Here is a 22,472-nt window from a genome sequence, read left to right on the forward strand (position 1 = left end):
AGCGAGTCTGCGCCACGTCATGGGGCACGGTAGCCCGGGTCAGGGCACAACGGCCAGCCCTGGCCAGCCGGGTCTCAACCCGGCCTTACATCCTCATCCCCGCCGGCCGGCGCAGGCTCGACGGCGGCGAGCCGCTGGTTCACGTCCTTGCGGGCGTAGTACTCGGCGACGAAGGACAGGAACGGCACCGTCCCGGCCAGCGCGATCAGGACCAGCCGCAGCCAGGGCCAGTGCACCCGCCGTCCGAGATCGTAGGCGGTGACGATCAGCACCATGTACAGCCAGCCGTGCGGCACACCGATCCAGGTCACCACCGCACCGTTGCCGCCGAGGTATTTCAGCGGCATGCCGACGCAGACCAGCACGATCAGCAGGGTGCCGACCAGATAGGCCATGAACCGGTAGCGGAACAGGGCTGAGCGGATCCCGGGCACCTGCTCGGCAAGGATCGGTGGGGCGCTGGATGCGGTCTGGTCGGTCACTGTTCCTCCTGGTGGACCACCGTACCGGTCCTGCCGAGAACCCGGACGAAGTGGATCGTCATGAACACGGCGAAGCCGGCGAACGCCCACCACTGCAGGGCGTAGCCGGCGTTCTGCCAGGAACCCTCACCTTCCGGCAATTGCAGGGGGGCAGCCGGGATCCCCTCGGCTGCGGCCTGCTCGGGGCTGAGGGTGAGATAGCCCGGCAGCAGCTGCACCTCGGGCCACAGCTGCGCCAGCGCGGCGAGCCGGACCGAGCCGAGACCGGACGGCGGGTTCTGTTCTGCGGCAGGCTCGGACGGCAGGAACACCCCGGACAGCTCGACCGTCCCGGACGGCGCCGGCACGACCTGGCCACCCTCGACCAGCCCGCGCACCACCGGGAGCACCCGTCCGTCGGAGGTCTCAAAACCCGTCACCGCCCGGACGCTGTCCGAGCCCTCGACGAGCTCGGTCAGAGCGGGCAGATAGTGGCCGGAGACCAGCACCTGCCGGCCGTAGACGTAGCCGGTGAGCATGCCGTCGGGGTCGATGTTCTCCAGCAGCGGCAGTGGCGGGAGTGCCAGCTGTTCCCGGGCCGCGTCGGCCTCGGAGTTCTCGAAGGCCCGCATCTGCCACAATCCGAGGCCGAGCATCACGATCGTCGCCGCAATCCCGATGGTGGCGACGGCGGCCTGCTTGAGCCTGATGGACGGCATGGTCAGCCGGCGTGCCGGGCCCAGGCGTTGTCAACCAGTTGAGCCATCAGCAGACCGAAGTGATAGCCGGCGGCCTCGACGGCCAGCGGCACCAGCGAGGTCTCGGTCATGCCGGGGGCGGAGTTGGTCTCCAGCAGCACCGGCTGCCCGTCCGGCCGGACGATGATGTCGGCCCGCGAGAGGTCGCGCAACCCGAGCACCCGGTGGGCGGTCACCGCCATCTCCGCGCAGCCGCTGGCCACCTCCTCACTGACCGCGGCGGGGGCGAGGAAGCGGGTCTCGCCGGCGGTGTAGCGGGCGGTGTAGTCGTAGATGCCGGAATTGGGACGGATCTCCACCGCCGGCAGCGGCACCTGCTCACCGTCCAGTTCGACCACGGTGACGGCCACCTCGGTGCCGTCGATGAACTCCTCGACCACCGCCACGTCCCCATAGGCGTAGGCGGCGACCATGGCGGCCGGCAACTCGTCCGCCGAGGTCACCCGGGAGGTGCCCAGCGCCGAGCCGCTGCGGGCGGGCTTGACGACCATCGGGAAGCCGAGGCGGGCGGCCAGCGCCTCGATCAGCCGGGCGGCGCCCAGTTCGCGGAACATGTCGTGCGGCAGCGCGGCGGCCTTCGGGGTGACCAATCCGGCCTGAGCGGCCAGCGGCCCGCCGATCGCCTTGTTGAACGAGCGCCGGCAGGCGGCCGGGGACGACCCGACGTAGGGAACCTCGAGCAACGTCAGCACCTGCTGCAGTCCGCCGTCCTCGCCGATGCCACCGTGCAGCAGCGGGAAGGCCACCGGGTTCTCCAGGCTGGCGAGCAGGTCGATCAGGCCGGAGTCGACGTCGGCCTCGACCACCTCGCGTCCCTGGTCACGCAGGGCCTGGGCCACCCGCCGTCCGGACCGCAGCGAGACCTCCCGCTCGTGGGAGAGTCCGCCGGCGAGGACGACGATCGGGCCATGGGCTGGGAGTTGTGTCATGACGGTGCCTAACTGAAATCGGGCCTAACTGATGTCGGGGGCCGGGCCGGTGGACAGGTCGAGGTGGCGGGTGGAGTCGAGGTTGAGCCCGAAGGTGCGCAGCATGTCGAGTTCGCCGGCCAGGACGGCACCGAGCCGGCGAGTGCCCTCGATGATGCGTTCGGGGGTCGGGAAGCAGAACGACAGCCGCATGTTCCGGCTGCCGAGGCCGTCGGCATAGAACGCCGTGCCAGGGGTGTAGGCCACCCGGGCGGACACTGCACGGGGCAGCATCGCCTGGGAGTCCAGCCCTTCGGGCAGGGTCACCCAGACGAAGAAGCCGCCGCGGGGGTGCGTCCAGGTCGTCCCCTCCGGCATGTTCTCGACCAGCCCGGTGAACATCGCGTCCCGGCGGGCCCGGTACATGGCGCGGAAGACCTCGATCTGCCCGCGCCAGTCGAAGTGCTCCAGGTAGGCAGAGATGACGAACTGGGAGAAGACCGGCGGCGCCAGGGTGGCGGCTTCCTGGGTGAGCACCAGCTTTTCTCGGACGGCGTGTGGTGCCAGCACCCAGCCGATCCGGAAGCCGGGGGCGAAGGTCTTGGAGAACGAGCCCAGGTAGATCACCCGGTCGGCGTCCAGGGAGCGCAGCGCGGGCAGCGGGCTGCCCTCCAGGGTGAGCAGGCCGTAGGGATTGTCCTCGACGATCAGCAGGTCGTGCTCCCGGGCCACCTCGATCAACTGCCGGCGGCGCTCGACCGACTGGGTGACCCCGGTCGGGTTCTGGAAGTTCGGGATGGTGTAGAGGAACTTCACCCGCCTCCCGGCCGCCCGCAGACTGACCACCGACTGCGCCAGCGCCACCGGATCGATGCCCTGCTCGTCCATGGCGACGTGGACGATGTCGCACTGGTAGGCGCGGAAGGTGCCCAGGGCGCCGACATAGCTGGGCGCCTCAGCCAGCACGACGTCGCCCGGGTCGCAGAACACCCGGGTGACCAGGTCAAGGGCTTGCTGGGAGCCGCAACTCACCACGATGTCGTCGGCGTGGGCCTGGATGTTCTCCTCCGCCATCACCTGCACGATCCACTCGCGCATGAACGGCTCGCCCTGCCCGGAGCCGTACTGCATGGCCTGAATTCCCTTGTCACGAACGAGTCGGGCGACCACTTCGCTGAGTTCGTCGCGGGGCAGGTCGGCGATATTCGGCATCCCGCCGGCGAGCGAGACCACCTCGGGCCGGTTGGCCACCGAGAACAGGGCGCGGACGGCGGAGACGGTGAGCCCGTGGGTTCGCTCGGCATAGTCGAAGACGTAGGGGTCCAGCCGCGTGTCGCGGCGGGCCGGTTCAGGAAGGCTCACCGCACCAGACTGCCTCACTTCGCGCCTAGGATGAAACCAAAGGACGCGGACGGACAGCGCACCCGCGCGAACTCCGGACGGGCCCGGCAGGCTGTGGTGGCCGGCGGGCAACGGCCGGAGACCGGGTGCCCGAGGGCGGAGGTGTCGTGACGTCAGCAACCTGGATCACCCGGGGCGACCTGGCAGGACTGGCCTGCCCGTACTGCGGCCGGACCGTCCGGCCCGATGCCGACTGGGCGGTCGCCGCCCAGCACGCCTGGGGACGGGTCGGGGTCGCGTTGTCGTCCGGCAGTCGAACCTCCGGGTTGATGCTGCTCGCCCCGTCCCCTCAGGAGCAGGCGGCCATGGTGATGTGCCTGTGGGTCGCGCCCGGCAGCGTCCGCCGGGGCTACGGGCGCCGACTCGTCCAGGCCGGTGCCGCCGGCATGCTGGCCCGCGACGTCCACGCCATCGTTGCCCGCGGCTCGCGGGTGAAGAAGCACTGCAGCACGCCGCCCACCGAGTTCCTGAAGGCCGTGGGCTTCACCAAGCCGCTGGACGGGCAACTGGGTTCTGCGCTGCGGCCATCACCAACGCTGAATCGCCCCGGCCATGCCAGCGACGTCGATGACACGCGCCTCAACCGGCTGTGGCGGCTCGACCTGGACGCGACGATCGTGGAGCGCCCCGGGTTGTTCGAGATGCTGCAGCAGTGGGTGGGTTCGATCCGCCCGATCGGCCCGGCGCCTGCCGGACGGGTCTCCCGCGAGGGCTGAGCGGCCACCCGGCTGGCTGGGCGTCCACCCGGGCCGGTCAGTTCAGAGGTACTCCTCGATCGCCTTCAGCAGCGCCGACTTGGTCTTGCCGCCCTGGAGCTGCTTGACCAGCTCACCACCGACGAAGATCTGGATGGTGGGCAGGCCCAGGATGCCGTAGTTGGTGGCGGTCTGCGGGTTCTCGTCCGCGTTGAGCTTCAGGAAGGTCACCTTGTCGCCGTGGGCGACGGCGAGTTCGTCGATGATCGGCGACAGTTGCCGGCAGGGGGCGCACCAGTCCGCCCAGTAGTCGATCAGCACCGGCTTGGGTGACTTCAGCACCTGGTCGGTGAAGGTGGCGTCGGTGACGGCGACTACTGCCATGGGTACTCCTGGATCATCAAGTCGGGGACGGGCCAAGTTTACGGCCTCTCCTCGCCGGCCGGTCGCCACCTCGCCAGCAGGCTGTGAGTGAAGTTCCGTCTTCGGACGTTTGGTCACAGCGTGGGTGGAGGGGGCGTCGCCCTTCCTCCGGGCTCTGCGCAAGCTGTGACTGAAGCTCCGTCTTCGGACGTTTGATCACAGCGTGGTTGGAGGGGTGTGTGCTTTAGCTCCGGGCTCTGCGAAGCTGTGAGTGAAGTTCCGTCCTCGGGAGTTTGGTCACGGCGTGACGGCGGGAGCTTCCAACGCCGGGCGAGGGACGAACGGTGCTGCGGCTCAGGCCACGGTGACGGCGGCTAGCGGTGCGTGGTCCTGGGCCGCCAGATAGCGCTCTGCGTCCAGCGCTGCCGCGCAGCCGGTACCGGCTGCGGTGATCGCCTGGCGGTAGCTGTGGTCGACCAGATCACCGGCGGCGAAGACGCCGGCGAGGTTCGTCCGGGTGGACGGGGAGTCGACCACGACATAGCCCGCGGCGTCGGTCTCGACCTGGCCACGGACCAGTTCGGAGCGCGGGTCGTGGCCGATCGCGACGAACAGGCCCCGCACGGGCAGTTCGTTGCTCTCGCCGGTGAGGGTGTCCTGCAGGGTGATCGACTCGACCGCGTTCTCGCCGTTGATCGCGGTGATCACGCTGTTCCAGGCAAAGGAGATCTTCGGATCGGCCTCGGCCCGGTCGATCATCGCCTTCGACGCCCGCAACTGGTCGCGGCGATGGATGATCGTGACCGAGGTGCCGAACCGGGACAAGAAGGTGGCCTCCTCCAGCGCGGAGTCGCCGCCGCCGACCACGGCGATCGGCTTGTCGCGGAAGAAGAAGCCGTCGCAGGTGGCGCACCAGGAGACGCCCCGACCGGACAGCCGATCCTCGTCGGGCAGGCCGAGCCGGCGGTAGCCCGAGCCCATGGCGAGGATGACCGCCCTGGCGGAGTAGCTGGTGCCGCCGGAGTCGGTGACAGTCTTGACCGGCCCGGTCAGCTCGGCGCTCTCGACGTCGTCGGTGATGATCTCCGCACCGAAGCGCTCGGCCTGGGCGCGCATCGCCATCATCAGGTCAGGACCCATAACGCCCTCGGGAAAGCCGGGGAAGTTCTCCACCTCGGTGGTGTTCATCAGGGCACCGCCGGCGGCCAGGGCGCCCTCGAAGACGAGTGGTTTCAGCCCGGCGCGAGCGGCGTAGATCGCCGCCGTGTAACCGGTCGGGCCGGAGCCAATGATGATGAGATCGCGGAGATCGGACATGGAGCATCCTCACGGTGGAACGGGCCTCCACTCTACCGAGCCGGCCCGGGCTTCACTGTGTCGAAACCAGCACTCACCCGCCGGCATTCCCACGGTGCGACGTCGCGCCCACCATCCCGCCACCCACCCGCGCCGCCGCGGTTCCCGGAGTTGTCCCGGCCGGCGAACCCGGTACCCCCGGCTGGCCTGCGGCGCCGTCCCCACGGGCCTCGCCCACCAGCCCCGTCCCCTGCTCCATCCGGGCTCCCGGCGTGGACCCGGACGCCGCGGGCCCCGGACCCCGTCCTGCCGGTACGCTCACCAGCGTGCTGATCCTGCTCTCCCCGGCCAAGGCCCTGGACGTCACCTCACCGCTGCCGAAGGTCGCTGTCACCCAGCCCCGGTTGCTGGCACAGGCCGAAGAGTTGGCGGCGGTGATGCGCACCCGGTCGGTGGCCGACCTGGCCGCGCTGTCGGGGATCTCGGACGAACTGGCCGCGCTCAACGCCGGACGCTGGGCCGACTTCCACACCCCGTTCACCCGCCGGAACGCCCGCCCCGCCGTCCTGGCCTTCAACGGCGACGTCTACCAGGGGCTGGACGCCCGGCACCGCTTCGACACCCGGGACTACACCGAGGCGCAGAAGACCGTCCGGATCCTGTCCGGGTTGTACGGCGTGCTGCGGCCGCTCGACCTGATCCAGCCCTACCGGCTGGAGATGGGCACGCGGCTGGAGACCGACCGGGGTCGGTCGCTCTACGAGTGGTGGGGGACGACGATCACCGACCTGCTGGGCGCGGACCTGGCGTCCTCGCCGGGCGCGGACGTGGTGGTGAACCTGGCTTCGGCGGAGTACTCCGGCGCGGTGGACGCCGCCCGGCTGGGCGCCCCGGTGGTCTCGCCGCGGTTCGAGGACACCGATGCCCGTGGCCGCCGCACGGTGATCTCCTTCTACGCCAAACGGGCGCGTGGCGAACTGGCGGCCTGGCTGGTGGCTCGCCGGGCCCGGACGGCGTCGGTGCTCAAGCGCTTCGACGGCGCCGGCTACCGTTACGACAAGACGGCCTCCACCGCCCAGGTGCCGGTCTTCGTCCGCGCCTTCGCCAACCGGTAGGGGCGACACCTCCACCCCGGCGCGGGTATGCAGTTCCCGCGGTGGCCGGTGGTGGCTGCCACTCCGTTCCAGCAGCCGCTGGTGCTCGACCCCGCGGGACCGCTCCCGGCGCCAAGCTGTGACCGAAACCCCGAGTTCGGAGCGTCCGCCACACCTTGTGCCCAGAGGCTGGGCGAGTAGCCGTCCCCGACGGCAAGCTGTGGCGCAGCTACCGTTGTCGGGGTTTGGGTCACAGCTTGCCGCGATCCGGCGAGGTTGGAGCCGGGGCTGCGGACCGGCTTGCGGTGATTGCCGTCGCCGGGTTCGTCGGGGTAGTCGGCGACGGGCCTCAGCTCAGCCCGTAGGCGCGGTGGATCAGGAAGATCGGGTGTTCGGTGCGGACGCCGGAACCCTTGCGGATCTGCCAGCGGCAGGTCTCGGTGTCGCACAGCGCCAGGTCGGTGTTGGTCTCGCGCACCATGTCGAACAGCGGCTTGCCGACCGCCTGGGCGATCTCGTACTTCTCCTTCTTCAGCCCGTAGGTGCCGGCGATGCCGCAGCAGGTGGCGCCCGATTCGACGACCTCCAGGCCGGGGATCAGCCGCAGCACCTCCAGCGCCGGCATCCCCATGCCCTGGCTCTTCAGCTGGCAGGGGGCGTGGTAGGGCACCGTCATGTCGATCGGGGAGAACTGTGGCAACTCACCGGCATCGTGCAGTTCGAGCAGGAATTCCATCATGTCGCGGATCCGGGTGGAGACATCCTTCAGCCGGGTGTCGTCCACGCCCATGATCTCGTGCGCCTCGTGTTTGAGCATGCCGGTGCACGAACCCGAGGACGACACGATGGTCAGCTCGCCGCCAGCCGCGCGCAGGTCGTCGCACAGCTTCAGGACGGCCGCACTGGCCTGGTCGAACAGTCCGTTCGACTGTTGCGCGAGCCCGCAGCAACCCTGTTTGGGGACGATCACCTCGTAGCCCAGGTGTTCCAGCACCTCGATCGACCGCTTCGAGGTTTCCACCTCGAAGTAGCCACCCGCGCAGCCGTGGAAGAACACGATCGGGCCCTTGGTGGCTGGCGTGGTGCGCGGTGGGCGCTTCTTCAGCCAGCCCTTGATGGTCTGGGTCTGGGCCGGCGGCATCGGGGCGTCCCGGTGGATGCCGACCACCTTCTCGACGATCGTCCGGATCGGCTTGTTGCCCAGCGCCGCGTTTGCGATCGGCGCCACTGGCGTCATCATCGTCCCCATCAGGGTGGTCTGGGAGACCAGCCGGTCCCGGACGGGCATGTGGTCGGCCTTCATCACCGCGCGGGCCTGCGAGTTCAACTCGGCGATCTGGACGCCCTGCGGGCAGTGCAGGGTGCAGGCGCCGCAGCTGGAGCAGTAGTCCAGCGAGTGATCGACGGATTCGCCGTTGCGGAACCGCTCGGCCTGCGGGCCGACGAACTTCGGCCCGCTGAACAGTGGCGTCACCGCCGCGACCGGGCAGACGGTTTCGCAGATCGTGCACTTCACGCAGTGGTCGAGGCTCGCCCGGGCGAACTCGTGCCCGGCGAAATCGAGGCTGTCACTCATGCCCATTCCTCCACGATCGCGTCCGCGGCCTTCACCGCGCTGCCCACGGCGATGCCCTCACCCGACTTCTCCTGCCACCGGACGGCCCCGGCCAGAATGCCGCCCGCCGCCCACAGGTTGCTGGGACAACAGGAACCGTCCCCTGGCCCGCCGCCCGGAGGGACGACCCGCATCGACTCGTCGACCGCCACACCGACCTGGAACAGCGGTTGCTCGGCACCCCAGTAGTCGCCGTGGACCAGCGGTGCGACGTCCGTCCCGGCCAGCGGCAGGTTCAGCACCCGCTCGGTGACCCGGCCGTGGGAGTCCAGCGTCAGGGCACCGGACTCGAAACCGCCGGTGGCCAGCACGAAGGCGTCGCCGGTGAAGGCCCGCGGGCCGCCGGCGACCTCGACGCTCAGGCTGACCAGCCGTCCGTCCTGCACCACCGGGGTGTCGACGAAGGAGCCGTTCACCACCCGTACTCCGGCCGCCCGGACGGCTGCCATCAGCGCGTTGTTCAGCCGCATGCCGGGCACCGACGGTGGCGGCAGCGGGATCTCGAAGACGGGATGGCCCAGGCGCTCGGCCAGGTCCTGCCAGGCGGTCGGATCCTTCAGGCCCAGGACGGCGGGCAGGCCGACGGTCTCGCCGGGTTGCAGCAGCGGCGCCACCTCGGCGGCGAACCGGCCACGGAACCCGGGATCGTCGAAGGCCCGGGCGAAGGCCAGCCCGGAGGAGTCGCTCTCCCCGGCTCGTGCCAGCACGTCGACCATCACCGGACGGGCGGTCAGCCGGCCGCCGTCCGGCAGTGTGGTGCGCGCCAGGTTCTGGGCGATCAGCGCGGGGTGGAAGTCCTTCAACCGCCGCAGTCCGACGATCGCGAACTGGGCGCCGGCCACGCACTCCCCGGCCAGCATGGACGGCTGCACCAGGCAGGTGGGACGGACGGCACCGACCGCCGTCGGGAACAGCCGGTTGGCGGCCAGGTCACCGACCAGCAACTCGCCGAGTTCGGCCTGCAGGAAGGCAACCCCGGCGCGGACCGCGTCCGTCCCGATCCGGGCGTAGGGATGTTTCGGGTCAGAACCCACCAACGCGGCAATCGCCGTCAACGGGTCGGTGACCCGCTGGGCGGCTGCGCGGGAGGAGGCCTGTGCGGTGGGCAGGTATCCCAGCACGTCCACCGTTCCCTGGGAGAGTTGCAGACCGCCGATCCCTTTGGTGAGCAGGGTGACACCCACCCCGGCGCGGGCCAGGCGGAGGGACGCGGTGAGGCCGGCGACGCCGGCTCCGATCACGATGACGCGGCTCACAGCACGACCTCCTCGTCCGGGGCGGGCAGGTGCTCGACGTCGAGGGTGCCGTTGAAGATCCAGTTGTCCAGCGCGGTCTGGCGGACCTGGTCGCCGTAGAGGATCGGCCACAGCCCGATCCAGCGGTTCTTCAGGAAGAGCCGCAGCAGCCCGGTGGCCCGTTCGATGTCGATGTGGCCGGTCTCCAGCGCCACCCCGGTCGCCCGCATCGAGCAGAAGCCGCCCTGGCACGGGCCCATGCCGAGCCGCAGTTGCCGGCGCAGGTCGTCGAAGGTGCCCTTCGGCTGGGTCTGGAGCGCGTGGACGAACATCGAGCGGCTCATCAGTTCGCACTCGCAGAGGATCTGGTCCTCAAGCCGGTCCTCCTCGCGTTCGTGCAACCGGTGGGTGACCAGGTAATTCTTGCCGGACTTCTCGTCCGGGATGAGCTCGTCGGCGGTGCGGCAGGCCCGGGTCTCGCCGAGCTTGCGGCACATCTCGTCCACGATGTGCTCGGCCATCAGGCGGTAGGTGGTGAGCTTGCCGCCGCCGATGGTGAGCATGCCTTCCAGGCCGTCCCGCTCGGCATGGTCGATCACCGCCATGCCGCGGCTCATGTGCCGGGTGTCGGAGGCGGAGACCCGCTTGTCCTTGATCAGTGGACGGGCGCCCGCCCAGGCGTGCAGCGCGCGCGACTGCCGGAAGCCGGGGATGATCACCTCGCCAGCGTCCAGCATCTGCTGCACCTCGCCCGGTTCGATCGCCAGGTGGTCGGGATCCTCCACCTTCACGTCGGTGGTGCCGATGATGCACACGGTGTGCACTGGTACCAGGATGTCGCCGTCGGCGGGGTAGATGCAGCGGTTGATCACCCGGTTCACCAGGCGGTGGTTCATTGCGATCATGATGCCGCGGCCGGGGACGACGTCCACCGGCTCGCAGTCGGCCATGGCGGCGATCTGCCCGGCCCACGGGCCGGCGCAGTTGAGCACGAAGGTGCAGTCGATCCGCACTTCTTCGCCGTCCTTCAGGTCGGTGCAGTAGACCGCGGCGACCTGGCCGCCGTCCCGCTCGATCTTGGTCACCTGGTGGTAGGTGAGCACCTGGGCGCCGTAGGCCTGGGCGGAGCGGGCGGCTCCCCAGACCAGCTGCCAGCCGTCCACCGAGCCGTCCTGGACCTCGATCGCCCGCTTGATCCGCGGGTTGAGCCGGGGCTCGGTCCGCAGCGCCTGGCCGACACTGATCTCGGTGGCGGGGACGCCGGTGGCGGCGGCCCCGGCGAGGAACTGGTCGGCGAAATCGGGGTCGTCGTCCGGGCCGGTGACGAAGTAGCCGCCGGTGGTCTCGATCGCGGAGGGCTGGATCCGGGTGAGGATCGCGTTCTCCTGGGCGCACTCGGTGGCCGACAGCGGGTCGCTGACGACGTACCGTCCGCCGGAGTGCAGCAGGCCGTGGAATCGCCCGGAGGTGCCCTGGGCCAGGTCGGCGCGTTCCAGCAGCACGGCAGAGTAGCCACGCATTGCCACGTCGCGCACCACGCCTACGCCGGTGGAACCACCACCGATGACCACGACATCGACAGCCAGTTTGCGCACGAATCCTCCGATCCGGCATCAGCCGGGCACCACTGCCCGAACCTCCTGCCTGGGACGCTCTCACTGTCAGGCTAGGCGAGATGCCGGGCGCCTTCCTACTGGTCGGGGGAGGTTGATGCATCCGTGCACATATGACCAAGCCGCTGAGCAAAAGTTGCAGCTGAGACACAGGAGAGTTTGGTGACTCACTTTCCACGCGTTGTGCGGTGCCTCGGCTGCCTCACGAACTCGCCCGGGCCGCATCGCCTGCAAGCTGTGGCTGAGATTCCGTCAGTGGGGCTTTCGTCACAGTGTGGCGGATTGTTCCCGATCTGGTTCGACGGTGCGGTTTGTTGAGTCTGAGTTGGCTTCGGGTGGCTCCGCCTGCAAGCTGTGGCTGGGATTCCGTCAGCGGGGCTTTCGTCACAGCATGGCTGGCCGTCCGGGTGTGAAGGGTGGGGGGCTACAGGCGGGCGCGGTCGGCGATCGCGCGGGCAGTGCTCTCGTCAACCACCAGGTCGGTGGCGGTGCGGGCGCGCAGGGCGCCGACCACGGCGGGGGCCCGGGACGGGTCGGCGACAACGCAGATCCGGCGCGGGATGGTCTGCAGCTCGGCGGGAGTCAGGCCGGTGGCGCGCTGGTTGTAGTCGATGTCGATGTAGGTGCCGTCCTCACGCAGCAGGACGGTGCAGACATCGCCCACCACGCCGTCGGCGACCAATTTCTCCATGTCGCGGGAGTCCATGTAGCCCGCCGAGTAGACATGGGACGGCACCACTCCCTGCAGCGACCCGACACCGAAGACCGCCAGATCGAGCTTGGCGTGCAGGCGCAGGACGTTCTGCACCGACCGCTCCCGCCACATCGCCTGCTTGGTGGCGGGGTAGTCGAAGAAGGCCGGGACGGGGAACAGCACCACCTTGGCGTCGAAGGCGTCGCCGATCGACTGCAGAATCTCCCCGATATAAGGAATGCCCGAACTGCGCTGATTCGCGCCGCCGTTCATCTGCACCACCGTCGAGCCGACCAGAGGCCGCCGGCCGAGATGCCGGACGACGTGCGAGAGCGTGACCCCCCACGCCACCCCAATCAACTGGTGGTCGTCCACCGCCTCGGTGAACAGCCGGCCGGCCAGCCGGGCGACCTGGTCGAAGCGCAGGTTCTCGTTGGCGCTCTCCCGAACCGGTACCAGATGGACGCGGACCCCGAACGCGCTGGCGAGGGTGGCCGCCAGCGGCGACTGCGAACCGGTGTGATCGGCCAGGCTGATCCGCACCAGCCCGGATTCCCTGGCCTCTTTCAGCAGCCGCGAGACCGAGGAACGGGAGAGCCGCAACTGGTGTGCGATCGACTCCATGGTCTCGCCCTGGATGTAGTACCGGGTGGCGGCCTGGTACATGTCCTCGTATCGGTCGTTCATGGAATCCCCTCCCGCCTGCACGTTCGTGCACAGGTCTAGCGCAATCGTTCAGGGGTAAGCAAGATGGTGCCGATGGGAGGGGTCGTGTTTGCGCCCTTTCTAGGTGGTTCAGCGTACGAAGGAGTCAGATGAACCTCTCAGCGGTGCTGGCGCGAGTCAACGCCGGGGGCTTCTTCGTGTCGGGCATCAACGACGAGATCGAATCGTCTGAACCCCATCCTCGCCACTCCCGCCGTCCGGACCTCGGCGGAGTGGGTTGTCTGCGCAGGTCCGGACAGCGAGTTCGCCGTCCACAAGTCCACGGGGCGGCACAGCCGCTGCCCTGTCGGTCGCACCAGCACGCCGGTTATGACCCGGAGACGTGAAGCCGGGCGCTTCGCTCCGGGACTGCCGAACCGGCGTCTGTCCTGAGATTCCTTCGAGCTGTTGACTCAGACAACAAAACCTGCGCCCTGCGCGGCGCCCTAGCTGACACCAGGTCAGGTGTCGGAAAGTGAGCAATCGTGACTCTCGGAACCATCTTCCTGGCCGAGACAGTAGGCACCATGCTGCTGCTGCTTCTTGGTGGTGGTGTGGTTGCCAACAACATCCTCAACGGCACCAAGGGCAAAGGCACCGGCTTCCTGATGGTGAACTGGGGCTGGGGTCTCGCGGTCTTCACCGGCGTTGTCGCCGCGTGGAAGTCCGGCGGCCACCTGAACCCTGCTGTCACCATCGGCCTGGCGGTCAACAAGCTGCTGACCGCTGCACCGGGCAAGCCCGCGGAGTTCGTGCCGGGCATCCCGGTCGACGCCGCTTCGATCTCGGTCTACATCCTCGCCCAGATGCTCGGTGCCTTCCTCGGTGCCGTGCTGGTGTGGCTGGCCTACAAGAAGCAGTTCGATGCCGATCAGCCCGAGGGCTTCAAGCTCGGCGTGTTCTCCACCGGCCCCGAGATCCGCAGCTACGCCTGGAACGTCGTGACCGAGGCCATCGGCACCTTCGTGCTGGTCTTCTTCGTGATCGCACTGGGCTACTTCGCCGGTGATATCGGCTGGCTCGCCGCCTTGCCGGTCGCCCTGCTGATCGTCGGTATCGGCGCCTCCCTCGGTGGCCCGACCGGGTACGCCATCAACCCGGCTCGTGACCTCGGCCCCCGCATCGCGCACGCGCTGCTGCCGATCCCGAACAAGGGTTCCTCCGACTGGTCCTACTCCTGGGTTCCGGTCGTCGGCCCGATCATCGGCGGTGTCGTGGCCGGCCTGCTCGGCCCGGTCTTGCTCCCGCTGCTGGGTGCCTGATCCCACAAACCAGGCGCGGGGTCGGGGTGTCGGTCTGCTGTCCGGCGTCCTGACCCCGCACCTGACACCCGACCTCGGAGGTGGGTCGCGTCGCTACCCATCCCCGGTCCCGACCCGCCCCCACCAAACCGGACGGGACGGTGCCCGCCGTCCCGCCTGACAGACAAACATCATTCGTTCGACAATGAAGTGGAAGGAACTTTTCATGGCGGACAAGTACATCCTCGCGATTGACCAGGGGACGACCTCCTCTCGCGCCATCGTCTTCAACCACTCCGGCCAGATCGTCGCGGTGGGCCAGAAGGAACACGAGCAGATCTTCCCGAGGGCCGGCTGGGTTGAGCATGACCCGCTCGAGGTCTGGGACGCAGTCCGCGAGGTGGTTGCCGAGGCTCTCGCCAAGGCCAGCCTGAACAAGGACAACATCCACGCGGTGGGCGTCACCAATCAGCGCGAGACCGCGGTGGTGTGGAACAAGGAGACCGGCAAGCCGGTCTACAACGCGATCGTCTGGCAGGACACCCGCACCGGCAAGATCATCGAGGAGCTCGGTGGCGGCGACCAGGACAAGTACAAGGCACGCGTCGGTCTGCCGCTGGCCACCTACTTCTCCGGCCCGAAGGTCAAGTGGATCCTGGACAACGTCGAGGGCGCCCGTGCAGATGCCGAGGCCGGCAAGCTGCTGTTCGGCAACATGGACACCTGGGTGATCTGGAACCTGACCGGCGGGGTCAACGGCGGCGTGCACGTCACCGAGGTGACCAACGCCTCGCGCACCATGCTGATGGATCTGCGCACCCTGCAGTGGGATCCCGAGATCGCTGCCGACATGACCATCCCGATGAGCATGCTGCCGGAGATCAAGTCGTCGGCCGAGGTCTACGGCTACGGCCGTCCCGAAGGTCTGCTGGGCGGCATCCCGATCGCCGGTGACCTGGGCGACCAGCAGGCGGCCACTTTCGGCCAGGCCTGCTTCGAGCCCGGCATGGCGAAGAACACCTACGGCACCGGCTGCTTCATGATCATGAACACCGGCGAGGAGATCGTTCCGTCCAAGAACGGCCTGCTCACCACCGTGTGCTACAAGATCGGCGACAGCAAGCCGATCTACGCCCTGGAGGGTTCGATCGCGGTCACCGGCTCGCTGGTGCAGTGGCTGCGCGACAACCTGAAGATGTTCTCCTCCGCGCCCGAGATCGAAGAGCTCGCCGCGTCGGTGGAGGACAACGGTGGGGCGTACTTCGTCCCGGCGTTCTCCGGCCTGTTCGCTCCGTACTGGCGTGCTGACGCCCGCGGCGCGATCGTCGGCCTCACCCGCTACGTCAACCGTGGCCACATCGCCCGCGCCGTCCTGGAGGCCACCGCCTACCAGACCCGCGAGGTGCTGGACGCCATGGAAGCCGACTCCGGTGTGAAGCTGGCCGAACTCAAGGTCGACGGCGGCATGACCGCCAACGACATCCTGATGCAGTTCCAGGCCGATCAGGTCGGCGTGCCGGTGGTCCGTCCGGTGGTGGCCGAGACCACCGCGCTGGGCGCTGCCTACGCAGCCGGCATCGCGACCGGTTACTGGAACGGCGAGCAGGACGTCATCGACAACTGGGCCGAGGACAAGCGCTGGGAGCCCTCCGACGAGCAGGAGGAGCGCGGTCGCCTGTACCGCAACTGGAAGAAGGCCGTCACCAAGACCTTCGACTGGGTCGACGACGACGTCAAGGAGTAGTCACAACCTGCTGGTCGAGTTCGTCGAGACCTGAACTCGGCAAGACCAGGGGTGCAGCGGTGCCGTCGGGAGAGATCCCGGCGGCACCGCCGTTTTGTGATCAGGAAGCCGCGCCGCCCGTCCCGGAGGTCAGTGCGGCGAACGACCGCGCCAGAATCTCCTCCAGCACGGCGAGGTCGACCTTGGCGAGATCCTTCAGGTAGAGGCAGCCGACGCCGGTGGTGTGCGGACCCAGCCGGGCCAGGTCGGCGTCGTCCAGGACGCCGCCGTTGAGATAGACGACGGTCGCGGCCTTCCGCGGGGAGAAACCCGCCGCCGGGGCGTGCCCCTCGCGCCCGGAGGCGTACCGGTAGTGGTACTCGCCGAAGCCCACGATGGAGGCGCCATACATGCGTGGCGCCAGCCCGGTGATCCTGCCGAGCAGGGTCAGCAGGGTCTCGGCATCACGTCGCCGTACTGGATGCCCGACCGCCGCGACGAAGGCGTGCGGGTCGGCATCGGTCCAGGTGGTGGTCTGAGTGGTGGCCATGACCCAGTATGCGGGTCGAGCGCCTGGTCGTCACCCCTTCCGGCCCGGCCAATGCCTGCGCGGCCGCCGGCTGAGCCGGTCGGTGCTGGCCAGGGCTGTCGCGATCCTGCCGGTCGATCGCCCGCAACGGCCTTTTGGGGCACTCCTGGCGCATCGAGACGCAGAATCACGACAACCCGCGGCCGGATGCGGGGACTGACCCGGCTCACTCCTCCCCGACGGTGATGTCGTTGAACGGCATCAGCGGGGCCAGTTCGGGGAAGACCCAGGTGAACAGCGCCCAGAGCACGGCGGCGAACAGGACGAGGGCGAGCAGGGCCTTCACCGCGACGGGCCCGGGCAGCAGTCGCCACAGCCAGCCATAGAACGACAGCCTCATCAGGTGCTCACTTCCATGTACTCGGCCGGCAGACCGTCGGTGCGCGGGAAGGTCGTCTCCAGGATGCCGTGCTGGACGTAGCGCTGCCGGGAGCTGAACTCGGGATGGCAACTGGTCATGGTCATCAGCGCCTCACTCGGCTTCACGCCCGGCTCGTTCGGCACCGGCAGCACCACCTGCACCGCCGTCGGCAGGACGATCTCGTGGTCGGTGATCCGATAGACGAAGAAGGTGTCGGCGGTCTCGATGATCACCCGGTCGCCCGGCTTGAGTTCGGCGATCCGGTTGAACGGCTTGCCGTAGGTGGTGCGGTGGCCGGCCATCGAGAAGTTGCCGATCTCGCCGGGTTGCACGGTCTTGTCGTAGTGCCCGACGCCGCGCTGCAGAATGGTCCGGGTGGTGCCCTGGTACAGCGGACGGGCGTAGTCGGCGCCGAAGCGCGGGATCCGCACCACCGCGTAGGCGTCGCCGAGCTTGATCTGGCGCAGGTCGGCGTTGCCGCCCGCTTCGCTGCCCTGGGGGACGAGCGAGTCGTTGAACGAGGCTTCCATGGCCGCCACGGTGTCGGCAGCGTCGGCATCGGAGACCACGTCCGTCCACCACAGCTGCCACACCACGAACGCCAGGCAGAACACCCCGGCGGTGATCAGGAGTTCGCCCAGCAGCCCGGCGAGGCCGCGCAGGATGCCGCCGCCTCGGCGGGGCGGGGCCGCCGGGTCGGGATCGAAGCGGGTCACCGCACCATCTTCCCGCATGTCTCCAAAGGTCCAGGCCCGGTGCCACCGTGACTCACCTGGGGACGGCTCCGATTCGAGTCGCGATGCCGTTCCGACCCCTCGCCCAGTGCCTTGGCGGTCGATCCCGCGCCGTCTCCGGACGGACGCGCGACCGTCGGTTCCGATAGCGGCGGCGGCAGGTCGAGGCAGGGGACCATCGTGATGCCGGCACCGCACCACCTCCTCCTAAAGGGGGAGAAGAAATCGCGATGGGCGCCACTCGACACGCCGATACTCGGCTCAGCAATTTGGCGTACCTGCTCGTGTCCACAGGCGGGAAGTTATCCACAGGACGCGGCATCTCCCCTAGCTCACCGTGCTGCCAAGCGCCTACATTTCCCTGCAAGCCGCCCCCGGCCGTGCCGTTTCCGGCCTGTTCGGGGAGGGCCGAGGGGAGAGCGGACCGATGAGCGAGACTGCGCAGGCAGCCCAGCCGCCGCGGTTGCGTCCACGGCGCAACCTCCGGCTGGTGGCGATTGGCGTGCTGGCAGTCGTCCTCGGTGGGCTGGGTGCTGCCGTGCTCTACAGCAGTGTCGCCGACAACCATTCGGTGGTGACGATCAAGCGGACGGTTTACCGTGACCAGCCGATCACCGCCGACGACCTCGGGCTGGTCTCGCTGTCCACCAGTCCCGGTCTGGAGACCGTCCCGGCCGAGCACCTGTCGGAGGTGGTGGGCCAGACGGCGCTGGTCGACCTGGTCGAGGGCTCGCTGCTGTCGCCGCGCGGCTTCGGTACGGCAGCCGTCGAGCCCGGTTCGGTCCGGCTCGGGCTGCGCCTGGCTCCCGGACGCCTGCCGGTGAGCGAACTCCCGCCCGGCACCGCAGTGCTGCTGGTCGCCGTCACCCCGGACGGTGGCACACCCGACAACGCCGCGAGCTACCAGGGCCGGATCGCCTCGGCAGCCACGCAGCTCGCCGACGGCGCCACCGTGGTCGATGTCGCCGTGGTCGAGACCAACGCCGAACAGGTCGCCCGGCTGGCCGCCAGCGACCAACTGGTGGTGGTGCGGCAGGCGGAGGGTGAACGATGAGCCTGATCGTCCTCACCGCCGCCGGGCACGCCCCCGGTGTCACCACGACTGCTCTCGGCCTGGCGCTGACCTGGCCCCGTCCCGTTCTGCTGGTGGACGCCGATCGGCTCCCCACCCAGGCCGTGCTGGCCGGCTTCCTGCAGGGGGAGGATCCGTTCGGCAGCGGTCTGTGGGCGGTGCTGGCCGCCCACCGCGAGCACCGTCCGCTGGGTCCGGCCGTTGACCACGCCAGCCTGGAACTGCCCTCGGCCGACGGCCTGTCCCGGCGCTTCCTGCCCGGCTTCGCCAACCCCGGCATGGTTGACCTCTTCGGCACCGCGTGGGCCGAGTTCGCCACAGCCCTGGCCGCCCGCGAGGACGACGTCCTGGTCGACGCGGGGACGATCGGTGCGCACGGCCTGCCGCCCGCGCTGCTCGCACCGGCCGACCAGGTGGTGGTGTTGACCAGATCGAGCCTGGTCGACCTGGCTGCACTCCGGCTCTACCTGCCGGGGCTGACCGAGGCGGTTGTCGCCGACCGGCTGAGCCTGCTGATCGTCGGGCCGGGCCGGCCCTACTCGGCGGCCGAGATCGGGGCGCAGTTCAAGGTCGCCGCCTGCGAGACGATCGAGTGGGCGCCTGCGGACGCTGCCGTGTGGTCGCACGGGACGCCACCGCGACGCGGTTTTGCGTCCGGCGGGTATGTCCGCAGCGTCCGGCGGGCGTCCACCGCCCTGCTCGGGCAACTCGACCGGCTGACCGCCAGGATCGGGGCACCGCGATGAGACGGCTGGCCGAGATCTCCCTGCTGAGCGCACCGGAGTTGGGTGCGACGTTCAGCCATGAACACCTCACCGCTGTCGCGCCGGCGCTGAGCCTGCCCGAACCCAGCGTCGACTGGGGGCTGGTCGTCGTGCTGCGGCGCCGGGCCTCGGAGGAGATCACCCGCCGCGCCACCGCGCTGGGCCACGCCCAGGGGCAGCCGTTGACGCCGGTCGACCGGCTGCTGATGGGACGGGCGGTGATCGCCTCGGTGGTCAGCGACCACGCCGCCCAGCTGGGCGTCAACGGCGAGGCGCTGTGGCCGGTGGAAACCGAACGGGCCTATGGCACGGCGGTGGAGAACGCGATCTTCGGGTACGGCCGGCTGCAACCGCTGTTCGAACTGCCGGAGGCGGAGAACATCGAGATCCACGGCTGTGACTCCGTCGTGGTGCAGTACGGGGACGGACGGCGGGTCGAGCACCCGCCGGTCGCCGACAGTGACGAGGAACTTGTCGAGGCGATCCGGTTCCTCGGCGAGTCGGTGAGCCCGGCCAGACCCTTCGACGACGTCCACCCCACGATGACCCTGGCGCTGGGTGACCGGTTCCGGCTGCACGCCGTCGGCTTCGGGCTGAGCTACCGTCCCTCGATCACCATCCGGCAGCACACCCTGGCGTCGATCACCCTCGCCGAACTGGCGGCGGGCGGCATGCTCCCGGACGAACTCGCCCGGCTGCTGCACGCGGCCGTGCTGGCGCGCAAGTCGATCGTGATCTCCGGCGACCAGGGTGCCGGCAAGACCACCCTGCTGCGCGCGCTGATCGCCGCCATCCCGGCCAACGAACGCTTCGGCACGCTGGAGACCGACTACGAACTGCTCACCCACCTGCAGCCCGGCCGGCGCAACATCCTCGCCCTGCAGGCGCGGGTGGGGATGGGGGAGACCCAGGACGGCCGCCGGCTCGGCGAGTACACCGTCGCCGACCTGATCCCGGAGGCGCTGCGGCAGAACCTGTCACGGCTGGTGGTCGGCGAGGTGCGGGGAGGTGAGGCCGGCGCGATGTTCGAGGCGATGACGGCCGGCGCCGGCACCCTCTCGACCACCCACTCGCACTCGGCGGTGTCCACCATCGACCGGCTGGCCTCCCGGGTCGCTCAGGGCAGGGTGCTGTCGATCGAGGAGGCCTACCGCCAGATCGCCCACCACCTACACCTGCTGGTCCACGTCCGGCTGGTCGACGACACCTGGCGGGGTGGGCTCCGCAGCCGATTCGTGGCCGAGGTGCGGCAGCTGACCGGTGGGCTGGAGGCCGGCCGTCCAGTGACCCATGTGGTCTACCGGGCGGACGCCGAGGGCGCCACACAGTTCACTCCCGACCCCGGCTTCGTCGCTGAGCTGGAGCCCTTCCTGGCTGGCTGGGAGGCGTGATGGGAACCCTCCTGGCCGCTGTGTGCGGGCTCCTGGTCGCCGGTGGACTGGTGGCGACCGTGGTCGGTTGGCGGTCGCCGCCGGTCGAGTCGGGTCCCCGGCGGCGCTGGAACGACTTCACGCTCAGCCGGCGCTTCGGCGGGCGCCGGCTGGCTGCCGCGGCCGGCTGGGTGGCTGCCGGGGTGGTGGCCGCCAGCGTCACGGGCTGGCCGGTGCTGGCGGTACTCGCCCCCGTCCTGGGGATCGGGCTGCCGCTGCTGCTCGGCGAACCGGCGCAACGTGACCTCGATCTATTGCAGGCGCTGGACCGCTGGGTCCGGACGCTTGCTGCCATCCTGCCCACCGGACGGTCGATCCCCGACGCAATCCGGTTCTCGTTGCGGCAGGCACCCGAGGTTCTCGCGGCACCGCTGGCCCTGCTGGTCGAGCGGCTGGACGATCGCTGGACGGTTCAGCAGGCGCTCACCGGGCTGGCCGACGATCTGGACAGCGCCGACGCGGACGCGGTGATCGCAGCGCTCGCCTTGGCCGCCGAACGGGGCGGGACAGGTGCCCACGCCACCCTGCTGGCGCTGGCTGATTCGATCCAGGAGAGGCTGAAGGCGCTCCGCGAAATCGAGACCGAACGCGCCCGGCCCCGGATCGTCGTCCGCCAGGTCAGCATGATCTCACTGGTCGTGCTGGCCGGCGCCCTGCTGTTCGGCGGCGGCTTCTTCGAGCCCTACGGCACCGGCATCGGCCAGGTGATCCTCGCGGTGCTGGTGGCGGCCTACCTCGCCTCCTTGCTGGCCCTGCGCCGGATCGCCACCGCCCGTCCCCGGCAGCGCATCCTCCGGGGTCCGTCATGAGTCTGATCATCGCAACCCTGTCCGGCTGCCTGCTGGCGGCCGGAGTGGTCGCCTTCTTCCTGGTCGGTGTCCAGCCGGCGCCGCGGCTCGGCGATGCCTTCGACCTGCTCGACGGACGCCGGCCGGAACCCCCCAGTGCCGATCCCGGGCTGGGCAGGCTGGGCGCGTGGGTGCGGCAACGAACCGGTCTGGTGGTCTCCGAGCGCACCCGCCGCCGGCTGCGCATGGTGGGCACCAGCGTTGACCGCCATCTTGCCCGCAAGGTGATCTGTGCCCTGGCCGGGCTGGCGCTGCCCGCGGCAGTGGGCGGTTGGCTCGCCTGGCTGGGCGGTGAACCGTCCGCGGTGCCGGTGGTGGTCGGACTGGGCGGGGCAGCGGTGGGCTTCTTCCTGCCCGACCTGGTGCTGCGGCAGCGGGACCGGGCGGTCACCGAGGACGCCACCGAGGCGCTGCTGACCTTCCTCGATCTGGTCACCCTCGAACGCCTGGCCAACCGGTCGGGCAGCCAGGCCCTGCGGGCGGCAGCAGCGGTGTCGGACGTGATGGTCTTCCGGGTGATCGCGGAGGCGCTGGAACGCGCCCGGCTCGAACAGCGGGCACCCTACGGCGAACTCCAGCGCCTCGGCAACGAACTCGAACTGCCGGCACTGGTCGATGTCGCCGACGTGATGCGGCTGGACGAGTCCGGCGCAGCCCTGTCGGGCGCCCTGCGCGCCCGGGTCAAGGAACTCCGCGACGGTCATCTCACCGCGATGAAGCTCGAGGCCTCGGCGGCCTCGGAACGACTGGGCGTCCTGATGGTCGTCCCCACCCTGCTGTTCGGCCTGCTCTTCCTGGTGCCGCCGCTGCTCCGGCTGGTGTCCGGCTGAGGGTGCGACCTGTGACCAGACCGACCGCTGACCGCTGATGAA

General features: G+C 69.6%; 22 protein-coding genes. 9 read left to right on the top strand and 13 right to left on the bottom strand.

The annotated features are described in order from the left end of the window. Nucleotides 1-74: 74 nt before the first annotated feature. Genes VB080_RS08440 through VB080_RS08455 form a run of 4 tightly spaced genes read right to left on the bottom strand, consistent with a single transcriptional unit; the run spans nucleotide 75 to nucleotide 3,507 of the window. A complete protein-coding gene (locus tag VB080_RS08440; RefSeq protein WP_416339621.1) occupies nucleotides 75-482 on the bottom strand; it encodes a DUF3817 domain-containing protein in 408 nt (135 codons plus the stop codon). Further along, the gene (locus tag VB080_RS08445; RefSeq protein WP_323417997.1) at nucleotides 479-1,180 is read right to left on the bottom strand and encodes an SURF1 family protein; all 702 of its coding nucleotides are present in this window, start codon (nucleotides 1,178-1,180) and stop codon (nucleotides 479-481) included. The genes VB080_RS08440 and VB080_RS08445 overlap by 4 nt, the downstream gene beginning before the upstream one ends. A gap of 2 nt (nucleotides 1,181-1,182) precedes the next feature. After that, entirely contained in the window at nucleotides 1,183-2,148 is a 966-nt protein-coding gene (locus VB080_RS08450) for a D-alanine--D-alanine ligase (RefSeq protein WP_323417998.1), read from the bottom strand. A gap of 24 nt (nucleotides 2,149-2,172) precedes the next feature. Continuing rightward, nucleotides 2,173-3,507 carry a PLP-dependent aminotransferase family protein gene (locus VB080_RS08455; protein ID WP_416339622.1) on the bottom strand — a complete coding sequence of 445 codons (1,335 nt, stop codon included), beginning with the start codon at nucleotides 3,505-3,507 and terminating at the stop codon, nucleotides 2,173-2,175. Between the two features lie 128 nt (nucleotides 3,508-3,635). Between VB080_RS08455 and VB080_RS08460 the strand changes: the two genes are divergently transcribed. Further along, nucleotides 3,636-4,244: a hypothetical protein gene (locus tag VB080_RS08460; RefSeq protein ID WP_323418000.1), complete on the top strand. Its 609-nt coding sequence runs from the start codon at nucleotides 3,636-3,638 to the stop codon at nucleotides 4,242-4,244. Between the two features lie 42 nt (nucleotides 4,245-4,286). On the opposite strand, the gene trxA is transcribed toward VB080_RS08460, so the two are convergent. Both trxA and trxB read right to left on the bottom strand, forming a co-directional pair. After that, entirely contained in the window at nucleotides 4,287-4,607 is a 321-nt protein-coding gene (trxA, locus tag VB080_RS08465) for a thioredoxin (RefSeq protein ID WP_323418001.1), read from the bottom strand. Between the two features lie 333 nt (nucleotides 4,608-4,940). Then, complete coding sequence (gene trxB, locus VB080_RS08470) at nucleotides 4,941-5,903, bottom strand: thioredoxin-disulfide reductase (protein WP_323418002.1); 963 nt, start codon at nucleotides 5,901-5,903, stop codon at nucleotides 4,941-4,943. A 305-nt stretch (nucleotides 5,904-6,208) separates the two neighbouring features. On the opposite strand from trxB, the gene yaaA reads away from it, so the two are divergent. Next, nucleotides 6,209-6,997, top strand: coding sequence for a peroxide stress protein YaaA (gene yaaA / locus VB080_RS08475; RefSeq protein WP_323418003.1), 789 nt, complete (start codon nucleotides 6,209-6,211; stop codon nucleotides 6,995-6,997). Between the two features lie 328 nt (nucleotides 6,998-7,325). On the opposite strand, the gene VB080_RS08480 is transcribed toward yaaA, so the two are convergent. The 4 genes from VB080_RS08480 to VB080_RS08495 all read right to left on the bottom strand — a co-directional run bounded on the left by VB080_RS08480 (nucleotide 7,326) and on the right by VB080_RS08495 (nucleotide 12,820). Then, nucleotides 7,326-8,552: an anaerobic glycerol-3-phosphate dehydrogenase subunit C gene (locus VB080_RS08480; RefSeq protein ID WP_416339623.1), complete on the bottom strand. Its 1,227-nt coding sequence runs from the start codon at nucleotides 8,550-8,552 to the stop codon at nucleotides 7,326-7,328. Continuing rightward, nucleotides 8,549-9,847: a glycerol-3-phosphate dehydrogenase subunit GlpB gene (gene glpB / locus VB080_RS08485; RefSeq protein WP_323418005.1), complete on the bottom strand. Its 1,299-nt coding sequence runs from the start codon at nucleotides 9,845-9,847 to the stop codon at nucleotides 8,549-8,551. The genes VB080_RS08480 and glpB overlap by 4 nt, the downstream gene beginning before the upstream one ends. Continuing rightward, nucleotides 9,844-11,421 (bottom strand): anaerobic glycerol-3-phosphate dehydrogenase subunit GlpA, encoded by a 1,578-nt coding sequence (gene glpA / locus VB080_RS08490; RefSeq protein WP_323418006.1) that lies wholly within the window; start codon nucleotides 11,419-11,421, stop codon nucleotides 9,844-9,846. The genes glpB and glpA overlap by 4 nt, the downstream gene beginning before the upstream one ends. 442 nt (nucleotides 11,422-11,863) lie before the next feature. Next, a complete protein-coding gene (locus VB080_RS08495) occupies nucleotides 11,864-12,820 on the bottom strand; it encodes a sugar-binding transcriptional regulator (RefSeq protein WP_323418007.1) in 957 nt (318 codons plus the stop codon). Between the two features lie 500 nt (nucleotides 12,821-13,320). Here VB080_RS08495 and VB080_RS08500 point away from each other — a divergent pair, with 500 nt between their 5' ends. Together VB080_RS08500 and glpK are read left to right on the top strand one after the other, a co-directional pair. Further along, a complete protein-coding gene (locus VB080_RS08500; protein WP_416339626.1) occupies nucleotides 13,321-14,100 on the top strand; it encodes an MIP/aquaporin family protein in 780 nt (259 codons plus the stop codon). A 205-nt stretch (nucleotides 14,101-14,305) separates the two neighbouring features. After that, a complete protein-coding gene (gene glpK, locus VB080_RS08505) occupies nucleotides 14,306-15,823 on the top strand; it encodes a glycerol kinase GlpK (protein WP_323418009.1) in 1,518 nt (505 codons plus the stop codon). 100 nt (nucleotides 15,824-15,923) lie between these two features. Here glpK and VB080_RS08510 read toward each other — a convergent pair whose 3' ends face one another. From VB080_RS08510 to VB080_RS08520, 3 genes are all read right to left on the bottom strand, one after another. Continuing rightward, entirely contained in the window at nucleotides 15,924-16,352 is a 429-nt protein-coding gene (locus tag VB080_RS08510; RefSeq protein ID WP_323418010.1) for a DUF1801 domain-containing protein, read from the bottom strand. 205 nt (nucleotides 16,353-16,557) lie between these two features. After that, a complete protein-coding gene (locus VB080_RS08515; RefSeq protein ID WP_323418011.1) occupies nucleotides 16,558-16,731 on the bottom strand; it encodes a hypothetical protein in 174 nt (57 codons plus the stop codon). After that, complete coding sequence (locus VB080_RS08520) at nucleotides 16,731-17,468, bottom strand: class E sortase (RefSeq protein WP_323418012.1); 738 nt, start codon at nucleotides 17,466-17,468, stop codon at nucleotides 16,731-16,733. Before VB080_RS08520 ends, VB080_RS08515 begins: the two co-directional genes overlap by 1 nt. Nucleotides 17,469-17,913: 445 nt before the next feature. Between VB080_RS08520 and VB080_RS08525 the strand changes: the two genes are divergently transcribed. Genes VB080_RS08525 through VB080_RS08545 form a run of 5 tightly spaced genes read left to right on the top strand, consistent with a single transcriptional unit; the run spans nucleotide 17,914 to nucleotide 22,430 of the window. Then, on the top strand, nucleotides 17,914-18,540 hold the full coding sequence (locus VB080_RS08525) for an SAF domain-containing protein (RefSeq protein WP_323418013.1): 627 nt from the start codon (nucleotides 17,914-17,916) through the stop codon (nucleotides 18,538-18,540). Continuing rightward, nucleotides 18,537-19,304 (top strand): hypothetical protein, encoded by a 768-nt coding sequence (locus tag VB080_RS08530; RefSeq protein WP_323418014.1) that lies wholly within the window; start codon nucleotides 18,537-18,539, stop codon nucleotides 19,302-19,304. The genes VB080_RS08525 and VB080_RS08530 overlap by 4 nt, the downstream gene beginning before the upstream one ends. Next, the gene (locus VB080_RS08535) at nucleotides 19,301-20,713 is read left to right on the top strand and encodes a CpaF/VirB11 family protein (protein ID WP_323418015.1); all 1,413 of its coding nucleotides are present in this window, start codon (nucleotides 19,301-19,303) and stop codon (nucleotides 20,711-20,713) included. Before VB080_RS08530 ends, VB080_RS08535 begins: the two co-directional genes overlap by 4 nt. Continuing rightward, nucleotides 20,713-21,561: a type II secretion system F family protein gene (locus VB080_RS08540; protein ID WP_416339624.1), complete on the top strand. Its 849-nt coding sequence runs from the start codon at nucleotides 20,713-20,715 to the stop codon at nucleotides 21,559-21,561. The genes VB080_RS08535 and VB080_RS08540 overlap by 1 nt, the downstream gene beginning before the upstream one ends. Continuing rightward, a complete protein-coding gene (locus VB080_RS08545) occupies nucleotides 21,558-22,430 on the top strand; it encodes a hypothetical protein (RefSeq protein ID WP_323418016.1) in 873 nt (290 codons plus the stop codon). The genes VB080_RS08540 and VB080_RS08545 overlap by 4 nt, the downstream gene beginning before the upstream one ends. Nucleotides 22,431-22,472: the final 42 nt, after the last annotated feature.

This window comes from Propionicimonas sp. (assembly GCF_034927565.1).
Taxonomy (GTDB): Bacteria; Actinomycetota; Actinomycetes; order Propionibacteriales; family Propionibacteriaceae; genus Propionicimonas.